General features: G+C 39.4%; 10 protein-coding genes. 7 read left to right on the top strand and 3 right to left on the bottom strand.

Annotation, left to right across the window (positions count from 1 at the left end; all coding sequences use genetic code 11):
* Window positions 1–3: 3 nt before the first annotated feature.
* From BLO34_RS08140 to bglX, 6 genes are all read left to right on the top strand, one after another.
* A complete protein-coding gene (locus tag BLO34_RS08140) occupies window positions 4–1,287 on the top strand; it encodes a glycosyl hydrolase family 17 protein (RefSeq protein ID WP_157686736.1) in 1,284 nt (427 codons plus the stop codon).
* Entirely contained in the window at window positions 1,280–2,797 is a 1,518-nt protein-coding gene (locus BLO34_RS08135; protein WP_090754312.1) for a glycoside hydrolase family 30 protein, read from the top strand. The genes BLO34_RS08140 and BLO34_RS08135 overlap by 8 nt, the downstream gene beginning before the upstream one ends.
* Before the next feature lie 12 nt (window positions 2,798–2,809).
* Entirely contained in the window at window positions 2,810–5,149 is a 2,340-nt protein-coding gene (locus BLO34_RS08130; protein ID WP_090754310.1) for an MFS transporter, read from the top strand.
* A gap of 1 nt (window position 5,150) precedes the next feature.
* The gene (locus BLO34_RS08125) at window positions 5,151–6,059 is read left to right on the top strand and encodes a glycosyl hydrolase family 17 protein (RefSeq protein ID WP_090754308.1); all 909 of its coding nucleotides are present in this window, start codon (window positions 5,151–5,153) and stop codon (window positions 6,057–6,059) included.
* A 273-nt stretch (window positions 6,060–6,332) separates the two neighbouring features.
* The gene (locus tag BLO34_RS08120; protein ID WP_090754306.1) at window positions 6,333–7,865 is read left to right on the top strand and encodes a T9SS type A sorting domain-containing protein; all 1,533 of its coding nucleotides are present in this window, start codon (window positions 6,333–6,335) and stop codon (window positions 7,863–7,865) included.
* 271 nt (window positions 7,866–8,136) lie between these two features.
* Window positions 8,137–10,449: a beta-glucosidase BglX gene (bglX, locus tag BLO34_RS08115; protein WP_090756553.1), complete on the top strand. Its 2,313-nt coding sequence runs from the start codon at window positions 8,137–8,139 to the stop codon at window positions 10,447–10,449.
* A 46-nt stretch (window positions 10,450–10,495) separates the two neighbouring features.
* Here the strand turns inward: bglX and BLO34_RS08110 are convergent, their stop codons facing one another.
* Together BLO34_RS08110 and BLO34_RS08105 are read right to left on the bottom strand one after the other, a co-directional pair.
* Window positions 10,496–11,887, bottom strand: coding sequence for an FAD-binding oxidoreductase (locus tag BLO34_RS08110; protein ID WP_090754304.1), 1,392 nt, complete (start codon window positions 11,885–11,887; stop codon window positions 10,496–10,498).
* The gene (locus BLO34_RS08105; RefSeq protein ID WP_090754302.1) at window positions 11,875–12,111 is read right to left on the bottom strand and encodes a hypothetical protein; all 237 of its coding nucleotides are present in this window, start codon (window positions 12,109–12,111) and stop codon (window positions 11,875–11,877) included. The genes BLO34_RS08110 and BLO34_RS08105 overlap by 13 nt, the downstream gene beginning before the upstream one ends.
* Before the next feature lie 90 nt (window positions 12,112–12,201).
* Here BLO34_RS08105 and BLO34_RS08100 point away from each other — a divergent pair, with 90 nt between their 5' ends.
* The gene (locus BLO34_RS08100; RefSeq protein WP_090754300.1) at window positions 12,202–12,837 is read left to right on the top strand and encodes an SDR family oxidoreductase; all 636 of its coding nucleotides are present in this window, start codon (window positions 12,202–12,204) and stop codon (window positions 12,835–12,837) included.
* A gap of 45 nt (window positions 12,838–12,882) precedes the next feature.
* Here BLO34_RS08100 and BLO34_RS08095 read toward each other — a convergent pair whose 3' ends face one another.
* Window positions 12,883–13,356 (bottom strand): SRPBCC family protein, encoded by a 474-nt coding sequence (locus BLO34_RS08095; protein WP_231959433.1) that lies wholly within the window; start codon window positions 13,354–13,356, stop codon window positions 12,883–12,885.
* Between the last annotated feature and the right edge of the window lie 35 nt (window positions 13,357–13,391).

The following is a 13,391-nucleotide window of genomic DNA, read 5'->3' as shown; positions in this document are numbered from 1 at the left end:
GGTATGCGAGTTTCAATAACATCCATGATTGCAATGTTGCTGCTTGTAGTGGCCGCTTGCAAAGGTGTAAATGAAGATCAAATACCTGCCCCAGAAAAGAAGTTAATGACAGCAAGTGCTATCTTATCAAATCCAGAGTACCTATCCATATCGTATGGTGCCTATCGCGATACTACGCGAGATATTCAACCTACCGTCAAGCAGATCAAGGATGACTTGAAAATTCTTTCGGCTATGGGAATTAGGATATTGCGTACCTATAATATGCAATTACCACATGCTTCTAACGTAGTAAAAGCCATAGCAGAACTTAAGAAAGAACAACCAAGTTTTGAGATGTACGTGATGTTAGGTGCGTGGATTGATTGCAAAAACGCATGGACTGGTATGGAACCAGACCATAACGTAGAAAGCGAGTTCAATGAAGCAGAGATCGATCGAGCCGTAGCGCTTACTAAACAATATCCTGAAATCATTAAGGTCATCGCTGTAGGGAACGAGGCGATGGTTAAGTGGGCAACGAGCTATTACGTCCAGCCTGACGTGATTCTAAAATGGGTAAACCACCTGCAGGATCTCAAAAAAGAAGGAGAGCTGGATAAAAATTTGTGGATCACAAGCTCTGACAATTTTGCTTCTTGGGGTGGCGGCGAGGGCGTTTATCACGTACCAGAGTTGAATGAATTAATTAAAGCTGTTGACTACATCTCGATGCACACATATCCTATGCACGATACGCATTACAACCCGGTATTTTGGGGAGTTTCTGCTACAAACATGCTTCTGTCTAAGGAGCAAAAGGTTGAGAATGCCATGATTAGATCTGTCAATTATGCTAAGGATCAATACAATCGAGTTCGTGATTACATGACATCCATAGGTGTTGATAAACCTATACACATAGGAGAGACCGGTTGGGCTACTTATGCAAACGATCTATACGGTGATGAGGGTTCGCATGCTGCAGACCAATTCAAATCTGGAAGATTTTACCATTTAATGAGAAAATGGACCACTCAAAACAATATTTCTTGCTTCTACTTTGAAGCCTTTGACGAGAATTGGAAAGATGCTGGCAATCCACAGGGATCTGAAAATCATTTTGGATTGTTCAATATTGATGGAGAGGCAAAGTATGCCATGTGGGAACTCGTGGATAAAGGAGTATTTGACGGCTTGAGCAGGAATGGTAACCCTATCACAAAAAGCTTTGATGGAGATAAAAAGAAATTGATGAGCCACGTAAAATTACCACCAGTTAAAATAAATTTTAGAGGTTATGAATAATTTGAAAAAGATATTTCAAGGATTGTTGGTAGCTATTTTAATAAGCACATCAATGAGCTGCAAGGAAACGAAACAAGAAGAGGAAACACTACAAGTAGAGATTTATGAAACCTCTGCAGCTGGGAACAACTTAGCTAAAATTGAAGGTGCAGTTGAGTCAAATAGCGACTTAGTGATAACGATAGATGATAGTAAGACCTATCAGACCATCACTGGTTTTGGTGGCGCATTTACAGAGTCTTCTGCCTACTTACTCAATCGATTGAGCAAAAAAAACAGAGACACTATTATTGATGCCTACTTTGGCCGTGAAGGTGCAAATTATTCGCTGACTAGAACGCATATGAATAGTTGTGATTTTTCATTGGATCAATATTCGTACTCACCAGTTGCAGATGATGTTAACCTGGATCATTTTACCATTGAAGAGGATCAGCCAGATTTGATACCTATGATTAAAGATGCCATGGCAGCATCTGGAGATGGTTTTAAAATCTTTGCCTCACCATGGACCGCAGCGCCATGGATGAAAGACAATAATGAATGGGTAGGCGGCAAACTGCTTCCCAAATACTATGATACCTGGGCATTATTCTTTTCAAAATATATTGAGGCCTATGAAGCTGAGGGAATTCCAATTTGGGGTTTCACTGTTGAAAATGAGCCACATGGTAATGGAAATAATTGGGAAAGCATGCATTTCTCTCCCAAAGAAATGACAGATTTCGTTCAATTTCACTTAGGTCCTAAGCTTGAAGCTGATGGTCATGGAGATAAATTCATTTTAGGCTACGACCAGAATAGAGCTGGTTTGAAAGAATGGGTCGATGTGATGTATGAAAATGAAGAAACTTCAAAATACTTTGATGGTACTGCGATACACTGGTATGAAAGTACTTATGAAGTGTTTCCTGAAGAGCTTCAATATGCGCATAATAAAGCACCTGAAAAATTCTTAATTGAAACAGAAGGTTGTGTGGACTCTGAAGTTCCAGCTTGGAAAGACGACGCTTGGTATTGGTCAAAAGAAGCTACAGATTGGGGCTGGGATTGGGCAGCAGAAGATGAGAAATACCTACACCCCAAATATGCTCCTGTGAACAGGTATGCTCGTGATATCATAGGCTGTCTCAACAACTGGGTCGATGGTTGGGTGGACTGGAATATGGTGCTGGATCGTCAAGGTGGTCCCAACTGGTTCGAGAATTGGTGCGCGGCGCCTGTTATCGTTGATCCAGATGCAGATGAGGTATACTTCACACCGCTATTTTATACGATGGCACATTTTAGCAAGTTCATCAGACCTGGTGCGCAAATCGTTGATGTGAGCAATCCAGATACAGATATTGTAGCTACTGCTGCAAAGAATCCAGATGGTAGCATCGCTTTTGTGGTATTCAATGAAGGAATGGAAGAGAAAGATTATGTATTACGCTTTCGCGAAAGCCAGGTAAATATAAAACTAGGTCCGCAAAGTTTGCAGACTGTGATAATTCCAACTATTAACTAAAAACTCACCTGTATGTCTAGTGCTAAGAATAAAGTTCATTTTGGTCAAAAGGTTGCATTTGGGTTGGGTATGTTATCCAATCAGATGTTTCCTGCAGCACTAGGTATTTTTATGGTTGTTCTTGTACAGAACTTAGGATTCCCAACCTGGATGTGGGGAATTTTATTCTTTTTGCCTCGAGTTTTTGATTCGATTACAGACCCTATAATGGGTTTTATATCAGATAATACAAGATCAGTTTGGGGTCGTCGCAGGCAATACGTTTTTCTAGGTGCGATCATTATGGGAGTATCGTTTGCCATGATGTGGCAACTGTATGAAGTGGATAGCTTGAGCTACAATTTCACTTACTTTTTGCTGTGGTCTTTAGTCTTTTATTTAGGTCTGACCATTTTTAGCGTGCCTTACGTTGCGATGGGTTATGAGATGAGCGATGATTTTCATGAGCGTACTGATATCATGGCCGTAGCTCAATGGATAGGTCAATGGGCCTGGGTGATTGCTCCATGGTTTTGGGTGATTATGTATGATCCAGAATGGTTTGAAAATGGTGCCGTAGCTACACGAACTATTGCTATTTGGGTAGCGGTCATATGTGCCATACTTGCCATGGTTCCAGCCTTTTTTGTGGATAGCAAATCAACTAAGGATGATGAAAGCTTGACACCTTTGACTTTCAAAACGATTGGCGGTAGTTTGAAGGAAATTGTAGAGAATTTTAAAGAAGCTTTTAAAATAGATGACTTTAAACGCCTCTGTTATTCTACTTTTTTAATCTTCAATGCATTTAATACCGTTGCAGGTTTTTCATTCTTTATCGTCGTGTACTATTTGTTTGCAGGAGACGCTGCTGCTGCTGGGATCTGGCCTACATTATTAGGTAGTGTTGGTGCGTTAGTCACCACATTTTTGGTGATTCCAATTGTAGCTAGAATGTCTAAGAAGCTGGGTAAGAAAAAAGCATTTTTGGTATCGCAGGGAATTTCAATTATAGGATACATCATGTTGTGGTTCCTATTTGTTCCAGGCAAGCCATACTTATTCTTGTTTGCATTGCCTTTCTTCTCATTTGGTATTGGGAGTTTATTTACTTTAATGATGTCAATGACTTCTGATGTAATCGATGTGGATGAGCTTAATTCAGGTAAGCGCAGAGAAGGTGTTTTTGGAGCAATTTATTGGTGGATGGTAAAATTTGGATTTGCAATTGCAGGTCTTCTAACGGGAGCCATTATGACGCTTGTTGGCTTTGTACCAGATGCAGTAAATTCAGAAGCTTCTATTACTGGAATACGGGTTTTCTATTCAGGGCTACCCATAGTGGGAACTTTAGGTGCTATGTGGATTATGCGCAAATATGAATTAACGGAAGAGAAATCTCAAGTGATAAGTGCAGAATTAGCAAAGCGTAGAATTCAAAAGGCAATACGACCAACATCATCCTTTTATGCCCTTAACAAACTCAATTCTCTCATTTCAATAAGTAGCGATGGCAGGTATTCAACTGATGTTGAGACGAGAATTAATGAAGCCACATTAACTACTAAATTTCACAACAGCCTTCAAGCTGGAGTTCATGGTTTGTGTTTCAGTCCGTACTTGGAAGGTCAAAATATTGGTGACCAACTTTCTGGAACCCAGATCGATGTTAGGATGGAAGTTATTGAGCCTTATACGAAATGGGTGCGATCTTTTTCTTGTACTGAAGGTAACGAGCTTATACCTGTGTCTGCAAGAGCCAAAGGGATCAAAACGATTGCTGGAGCATGGATAAGTAATAATCGCGATCGCAACGAACTTGAAATTGAAGGTCTAATTAAACAAGCTAAAAGCGGTATGGTCGATATCGCCGTTGTTGGTAATGAAGTCTTACTTAGGGAGGAACTCTCACCAGCTGAGCTTTTAGAATATATTCGAAGAGTCAAAAATGAACTTCCTAATATACCAGTAGGTTATGTAGATGCCTACTACAAATTTATAGAAAGTCCAGAATTGATCGATGAGATTGATGTGATACTCGCAAATTGCTATCCTTTCTGGGAAGGCTGTCATATTGATACCGCTACGGTATATCTGGATGGTATGTATAATGCTGTCTCTGGTGTTTCCAAGGGTAAACCTATTATTGTAGCAGAGACTGGATGGCCTAATCTTGGAAAAACAAACCAAGATGCTGTTCCCTCAAAAGAGAATGCAATGAAATACTTTATTAACGTGAATAACTGGTCTGCTCAAAAATCTGTAGAGACTTTTTACTTTTCTTCATTTGATGAATCGTGGAAGGCTCGTCAAGAAGGAGAAGTTGGAGCACGTTGGGGAATATGGGATAAAAACGAAAACTTAAAATACTAAAATGTCATTTAGAGAAGAACAATTTTTAAAAGGGAATAGTAGAAACTTTACAGAGACTCAAGGAATAGATTCTGCCAAGTATGACGACAAAGCTTTACGTGCACTATGGCGCAAAACCTTAGAAGGCGGAATGCATGGTATATGTTTTAGTATGTATGAAGATGGACAGGAACCTGGCCATAACATAACAAGGCAACAAGTGGAACGACGCATCAAGAAGTTGAATAAGTATGCTAAATGGGTACGTTCTTTCTCTTGTATTGAAGGTAACGAGTTTGTACCACAAATCGCGCATGAGCAGGGAATGAAAACTCTTGTAGGTGCCTGGTTGAGTGATGACCTTGAGAAAAATGAACTAGAGATGGAAGCTCTCATTGATCTAGCTCAAAAAGGTTTCGTTGATATCGCTGCCATAGGCAATGAAGTTTTGTATCGCAATGATCTTTCTAAAGATCAACTATTAGAATACATGAAGCGCTTTAAAGACTCCGTCCCCAATGTGCCTATGGGATACGTAGACGCATACTATGAATTTGTGGTTCATCCTGAGCTAGTGGAGAACTCTGATGTCATACTGACGAATTGTTACCCATTTTGGGAAGGAACAGCGATCGAATATTCTCTGGGTCACATGAATGATATGTTCCATCGAGTATTAAATGTTTCCAAAGGCAAAAGAGTCATCGTGTCAGAAACAGGATGGCCTAGTAGAGGTGAGAGTTTGCGTGATTCACATCCATCAGAAATTAATGCAATGAAATACTTCATCGATACACAACAATGGTCCAAGGATAATGAAATTGATGTCTTTTATTTTTCATCATTCGATGAATCCTGGAAACAAACTGACGAAGGTGAAGTAGGAGCATTCTGGGGTCTTTGGGATAAGCATGAAAATCTAAAGTTCTAATAGCATATTATGGAGAAATACAATGAACTATTTCGTTTGCGTTGAGTTTCTGCTCTTAATTAATAACTCAACATCACTACAACATTATCTATTTGCTAAATAACCATCTATCAAAATTTATCCTTATATCTGCCATAACATGCATTTCGACAGAACTTTCTCTTTCAAAGAAAGTTTTGTGACTGTATATTATTTGTAGTGTTGTGAAATCCTTATTTTAATTTCTTATTATTTACATTTATAACAATAATTATTAATTTAAAACAGATCATTATGAAAAAAATTACTTTATTAGTATTAGCATTATGTCTAGTACAACTTGGGTTTGCTCAGGAGCAGCAATATTTATTTGATTTTGAACCAGATGGGCCAGATGGAGTTGCATCTAATTGGGTAACTTTTGACAACACTCCACCACCAGCAACTATTATCGATAATCCAGATCTTGATGGCACAAATGCCACGTTATCTAAGGTATTACGGGTTCAAGTTGGTCCTGGTAACGCATTCTATGCAGGTGTAAATAATGTAGCCGCAGATGCTAAGTTTGGTACGTGGTCATTACCGGCTATAGGTCAAACTTTTACTCTATCGATGGATATCAACAAAAATTATGTTGGTACGGTAGGAATTAAGATGGGAACTGTACCAGGAGGAACTTCATTTACGACAGACGGTAATGCTGCGACAATTTCTTCAAGTAATCCAAATGTAGATAATTCTATTGTCGACGAATGGCAAACCTTAACCTACGAAGTAACGATTACTGGAGATGTTACAAACGTTTCCCAAATGGTAGTTTATGTAGATTGGAGATCTGAAGCGAATACCGCTGAGAGAGATCCTAATACCGTGATTCATATTGATAACATTACATTTACCGCTACCAAAACTTCTGACCCAGAGCAAGATACCTGTTCAGATAATATTCAAAACGGTGAAGAAACTGGTGTAGATTGTGGTGGTCCAACTTGTCAACCATGTACAAATGGACCAACGGAACCTACTACTCCAGCTCCAACGCCTACAGCTGCTCAAGCAGATGTAATATCATTATTTTCTGGAGCTTATAATGACGTTACGGTAAATACTTTTAGAGCAGGTTTTAGTTCTGCAAATTTTGAGGAAGTAAATATAGAGTCTAATCCTACCCTTAAATACACCAATTTAGACTTTGTTGGTATTGAAACCGTCGGTGGAAACGCTATTAATGCCACTGTAGCTGATATGAATTTTATCAATTTTGATATATGGACACCTAATATGACTCTCTTTAGATTTAAATTAGTTGATTTTAAAGGTGATGGTTTTGCAGGAGCAAATGGTGATACCGAAGCAGAACTGATTTTCGGTACAACTGAGCCTGCTTCTAATGCATCTGGACCAGCTCCAGCTCAAGGAGAGTGGGTTCATTTCAGTTTGCCGCTTTCAGATTTCCAAGCTAAAGGAATGACTGATTTTACAAATATTACTCAATATATTATTTCTGGTAACCCAGCTGGTTCAGGAACGGTATTCGTAGATAACCTATATTTTTCAAAAGAGGCAACCGCAAGCAATCCTTCAGTTAACAGAGATAACTTCAGAATATTCCCTAACCCATCAAGCGGTTCATGGAATATAGTTGCCAGTGATGTTACTATTCAATCTGTAGATGTTTACTCTATCTTAGGTAGCAAAGTATTTAGTCAGGTTGTAGAAGGTAGTTCCTTAACTATTGACAACTCTGCATTATCAACTGGAGTTTATTTAGCAAAAGTAAATACTGCTTCTGGTAGTACTACCATAAAGTTGATTAAGAACTAAATCTTAAAAAATTTAATTTTTAAAATGGATTGTCTGAAAAGACAATCCATTTTTATTTGCATCAGTTTCAGAACTTATACTATTAGAAAACCTTTCGATTTGATGTTGACTTTAAAACATATCGCTTTCGCGAAAGCGGAATTACACTAGAGATTTGGTAATGATCAAAATCTTTTATTTTGAGACTCTTTCCCAAGTCAGGCTTAATTGATATTTTGCCAGTTCTTCAAGGATATTATTCCTCCAAAATATATAATGACCACTCATGTTTATGAAATATAGTTTTAAGATAATTATTGGACTTCTGGTATTTATATCCATTTATTCTTGTGGCGCTAAGACAAACCAGACCGCTATCAAACCAAATGAAAATAAATCGACAGTGATTCAAAGTGACCTAGATCGTAAAGTAGATTCACTACTGGGATTAATGACTTTACGTGAGAAAATAGGTCAAATGAACCAGTATACAGGTTTTAGGGATTTTACTGGACCAGTGAATAAAGCGAGTGATGAAGAAAGTAAAACGCAAGACATAAGAGATGGATTGGTAGGTTCCATGCTTAATGTTCGCGGAGTGAAGAATGTTAGAGCAGTTCAAAGAATTGCCGTTGAGGAGACTCGATTGGGTATTCCACTAATTTTTGGATTTGACGTGATTCATGGATACCAGACTATGGCACCCATTCCACTGGCAGAGTCTGCAAGCTGGGATATGGAAGCGATTGAGAATTCATCAAGGTTAGCGGCAAAAGAAGCAGCTGCCGCAGGACTTAATTGGACATTTGCACCCATGGTTGATATATCACGAGACGCCCGTTGGGGACGTGTGATGGAAGGTGCTGGTGAAGATCCATATTTGGGTAGCTTGATTGCCAAGGCACGTGTTAAGGGATTTCAAGGAGATGATCTTTCTAACCGCTTTACCATCGCTGCTTGTGCTAAGCACTTTGCTGCTTATGGGTTTTCTGAATCTGGACGTGAATATAATACGGTTGATATAGGTACTTCAACTCTTTATAATGTCGTACTGCCACCCTTTAAAGCTGCAGTTGACGCAGGTGCACGAACTTTTATGAGTAGCTTTAATGACTTGAACGGCATACCAGCGTCTGCAAATTATTTCTTGTTCCGCGACATACTAAAAGACAAATGGAATTTTGAAGGTTTTGTCGTCTCTGATTGGGCTTCCATTAAAGAAATGATCAATCATAACTATGCTCCAGACGATATAGCTGCCGCACGACTTTCTGTAAATGCTGGAATTGATATGGATATGGAATCATATGTTTATCTGGATTATCTAGAGCAATTGGTAGAAGATGGAACTGTTTCAATGGCGACTATTGATGATGCAGTCAAGCGAATTCTCAAGGTCAAATTTGAGCTGGGACTTTTTGAAGACCCTTACAGATATTGCAGTGAAGAAGATGAAGCTAAAGTCATAGACAGTAATGAGATCAAAGAAGGAGCTCTTGACATGGCACTAAAATCTATCGTTTTACTGAAAAACGAGGGTGACTTATTGCCATTAAAAAGGGATCAAAAAATCGCTGTTTTAGGAGATCTGGCTTTTGATAAGAATAGTGTTTTGGGCAACTGGCGTTTGGGAGCCATTGATAACACCGCCGTTAGTTTGCAGGAAGGCTTATCCACCTATTCAAAAGGTAACTTTAATTTTGAAAGAGGTCCAGCTTTCGTCACCAGCAAAGCAGAATTCTCCCAGGAATTAATCTATAATAAAACTGATACTACAGGCACTAAGGCAGCTTTAGATGCGGCTAAAAATGCAGATGTTGTCATCATGTTGCTAGGAGAACATGGTCTCCAAAGCGGTGAGGCACGTAGCAGGACTGATCTAGGATTACCAGGTGTACAACAGCAGTTTCTAGAGCAGGTTTATGCGGTAAACCAAAACATAGTTCTGGTACTTACAAACGGCCGGCCATTAGCATTACCATGGGCAAAGAAAAATATTCCAGCAATTGTTGAAGCATGGCAATTGGGATCTCAAAGTGGTCACGCTATTGCACAAGTACTTCATGGCGATTTCAACCCATCTGGTAAATTACCCATGAGTTTTCCATTCGATGTAGGTCAGGTTCCCATCTATTACAACCATAAAAATACGGGCAGGCCTAAGGACTATAATGAAGGAACTGTTTTTAATTCTCACTATCAAGATGCTCCTAATGAGCCACTGTGGCCCTTCGGTTTTGGGCTTAGTTACACAACGTTTGAGTATGATCAGATTGAAATAAACGACAATTTCTCAGTTGATGGGACGATCACGGTAACGGCGCAGATCAAGAACGTTGGAGACCGCAAAGGAACTGAGGTGGCTCAACTCTATATTCAGGATGAGTTTGCGACAACAATACGACCTGTCAGAGAGCTCAAAGGCTTCAAGAAAATTGAATTGGAAGCTGGAGAATCCCAAAATATTTCCTTCATATTAACTTCTAATGAATTAGGATTCTTCGATAATCAAGGCAACTGGCTATTGGAGGATGGAAACTTCAATGTTTGGGTTGGAGGATCTTCCCAGGCAAATCTTAAACAAAGCTTTATGTTGAAGCAATAATGAAATTGAATTTTCTCGCTTTCGCGAAAGCGTAACAAGACAAATATCAGGCTAGAATACGACCGGGATTCAGGATACCTTTAGGATCTAGGGAAGCTTTGAGCGTTTTCATTAAAGCAATCTCAGATTCAGACCGGCTGATGTTGAGGTAATCCTTTTTGTGCAGACCAATGCCATGTTCAGCACTAACTGAACCACCTATTTCCTTGAGTCCAGTGTAGATAATATCATTGATTTTCAACCGTAAGTCATCTTTGAGATGCTCTTTTCCTATCATAAAATGAATGTTCCCATCTGCAACATGGCCAAAAGCATAGACCTGCTCAATACCGGCAATGTTTTTGAGTTTTTGGTAGCATTCCTCAATATAATCGCCAATTAAAGCCACGGGCAAACTGATGTCAAAATGCTGATCGTGTGTCATGGAATCGGTTAGATTATTAACATCTTCCCTAATGCGGAAAAACCATTCTACATCACTAGGTGATTGTGCCATCACGGCATCAAGTGCCATTTCTTTCTCGATTACTTGTTCCAGCAAGTTTTGAAATTCCGTTTGATCTTGTTCGATTTGACTACCTAGTGATTCTACTAGAATGTAGTAGTTGTATCCGTAGGGCAACGGTGGTCTCACAGCATCGCTCGTGCTCGTCATTTGTTCATAGGAATTGCACCAGATCAATTCAAAACCACTAAGTTTTCCAGCGAGTCCTTGATCAAAAAACTTGAGCAGGCGCACCACGCTTTGATAATCATCCACAGCGAGATAGGCGGCATTACGGCTGCTGGGAGCTTCTTCCAGTTTGAGTACGGCACGAGTGACTATTCCTAGCGTACCTTCTGACCCAATAAATAATTGTTTGAGATCATACCCAGAATTGTCTTTGATGATTTTCTTCGTCGAGCTTATGATGGTTCCATCTGCCATCACAGCTTCCAGACCTAGAATCAATTTTCTTGTCATTCCGTATTTCAAAACACGCAGGCCGCCAGCGTTTGACGAAATGATACCACCTATTTGCGCGCTGCCACGAGCTCCAAAATTTAAGGGAAACAAAAGGTTTTTTTCTTCTAGCGCAGTATGAAGACTCTCCAGAATAACACCAGATTGTACGGTTGCCGTACGGCTATTCTCGTCAATTTCTTCAATCTGATTCATGCGCTCCAGAGAGATGACTAATTGATCTGCGTTAGTTTCTGTGCCACCTACTAAGTTGGTTAAACCACCGTGAACTATAATTTGGGTACCTGATGTATGACAAGCTTTGAGTATCTGGCTTACTTCTTCTGTAGTTTCTGGTAAAACAACACCTAAAGCAATTAGGGATTGATCCATGTGCCAGATATGCGAGTACCGTTCTGACAATTGATTGGTATCCAGAACTCTATTTTCAGGGAGTATTTTATGTAGTTGTTGGATAAGATTTAATCCTGCCATAACTGTCCTCTATGAGGTTTTAGGTTATCTCTTATTTCAATCATGTTTTCTTCATTCACTGCAACGAAACAAATGTGGTGAATTCCAGTGATGTGTTCAACTCCAGCTGCAAGTATGGGAACTTCATTTGCCTTGACATATTCACGCAGGTGCGTCAAGTGGTGCTTTGATGTTAATTCTGCATTAGGGCCCTTGAAATCCCAGATCAATTTGAGTTTTCTCATACCTTAAAAGTAAGAAACAACCGCTATTAAAATGCCGTTAAACAACATAGTATTCACAATCTTAAAAGAAGGCTCTGTTAACTTGTATCCATGGAAAAAATACTAGTAGCAGGTGCAACAGGCACCACAGGAAATATAATCGTTGAACTTTTGAATCAATCTCAATACTTTGAGCCTATCGCGATGGTTCGTAAAGAGGATCAGAAGAGCCAATTTGAGAACAAAAATATAAAAACCGTTATGGGTGATCTTGAAGGAGATGTCTCAGGTGCGGTTAAAGGAATGGATAAAGTGATTTTTGCCGCTGGATCTGGTGGAAAGAAAGTAGTAGAAGTCGATCAAGAAGGTGCCAAGAAACTTATCGATGCGAGTTCTAAAAATGATATCAAGAAATTTGTGATGCTAAGCAGTCGTGGAGCAGATGCACCTGAAAAAGCTGATGATTTACAGGACTATTTGAAGGCAAAACATAATGCAGATGAGCACTTGAAAAAGTCAAACCTCAATTTTACGATAGTGAGACCTGGAACTTTGAATAATAATAAAGCAACAGATCATATCGTCTTGACTGATAAGTTGAGCCAAAAAGGAGAAATCTCAAGAGCAGATGTTGCTCAAGTTCTCACAAGAGTATTGCATGACGATGTGGCTAATCATTCCACATTTGAGATTCTACAAGGTGATACTTTGATAGGTGAGGCCTTAGATAAGAAGTCGGAGTCATAAAAGAAATCTTTATAGAATTTAAAAGCGAGCGTCACGCTCGCTTTTTTATTTGCCATTGACTGATGTGCCGTCTTCTGCAAAACTCTTGAAATCATCCATGAATTGTTGTGTCTGCCTTTCAAACAGCTCAGGTTTAGCCGCAGCTACCAACCGCATCATCCCAGTAAATTTAAAAATGCTGGTAGCTTCCCAAATGGTCTGTTTTTGCGTTCCCGTATTTGTATTGATCTCGCTTTCGCGAAAGCGGTTACTTTGATAATTCACGACTCCCTTTGTACGATAGGTAGCTTTCCAGTGGTGTGGTAAATGGACTTCGGTAATTTCTTCTGTCATCGATACGATTCCTACCAGTGTCTTGATTTTTAACTTGCGTTTGCTGCCTTTTTGACCAATTTCTGAAGTAAGATTCTCAAATCCCATCAAGCCTTTTTGCCAGTGTTTAAAATTATCCTGGTCCAGAAATAACGCCATAAGTTTTTCTATAGGTTGATCGATCGTGATGCGGTACTCGTTTTGCATAGATAGTAAGTACGAGAATGGAGTCAGGACTTAAC

Origin of the sequence: Nonlabens sp. Hel1_33_55, assembly GCF_900101765.1 — a bacterium.
Taxonomy (GTDB): Bacteria; Bacteroidota; Bacteroidia; order Flavobacteriales; family Flavobacteriaceae; genus Nonlabens.
Note: the sequence above shows the minus strand (reverse complement) of the source record. Positions and strands in the feature narration are given on the sequence as shown.

Coding starts and splice junctions, on each gene's coding strand:
- BLO34_RS08130 (WP_090754310.1), top strand. CDS start 2,810: ATGTCTAGTGCTAAGAATAAAGTTCATTTTGGTCAAAAGGTTGCATTT.
- BLO34_RS08135 (WP_090754312.1), top strand. CDS start 1,280: ATGAATAATTTGAAAAAGATATTTCAAGGATTGTTGGTAGCTATTTTA.
- BLO34_RS08125 (WP_090754308.1), top strand. CDS start 5,151: ATGTCATTTAGAGAAGAACAATTTTTAAAAGGGAATAGTAGAAACTTT.
- bglX (WP_090756553.1), top strand. CDS start 8,137: ATGAAATATAGTTTTAAGATAATTATTGGACTTCTGGTATTTATATCC.
- BLO34_RS08120 (WP_090754306.1), top strand. CDS start 6,333: ATGAAAAAAATTACTTTATTAGTATTAGCATTATGTCTAGTACAACTT.
- BLO34_RS08110 (WP_090754304.1), bottom strand. CDS start 11,887: ATGGCAGGATTAAATCTTATCCAACAACTACATAAAATACTCCCTGAA.
- BLO34_RS08140 (WP_157686736.1), top strand. CDS start 4: ATGCGAGTTTCAATAACATCCATGATTGCAATGTTGCTGCTTGTAGTG.
- BLO34_RS08100 (WP_090754300.1), top strand. CDS start 12,202: ATGGAAAAAATACTAGTAGCAGGTGCAACAGGCACCACAGGAAATATA.
- BLO34_RS08105 (WP_090754302.1), bottom strand. CDS start 12,111: ATGAGAAAACTCAAATTGATCTGGGATTTCAAGGGCCCTAATGCAGAA.
- BLO34_RS08095 (WP_231959433.1), bottom strand. CDS start 13,356: ATGCAAAACGAGTACCGCATCACGATCGATCAACCTATAGAAAAACTT.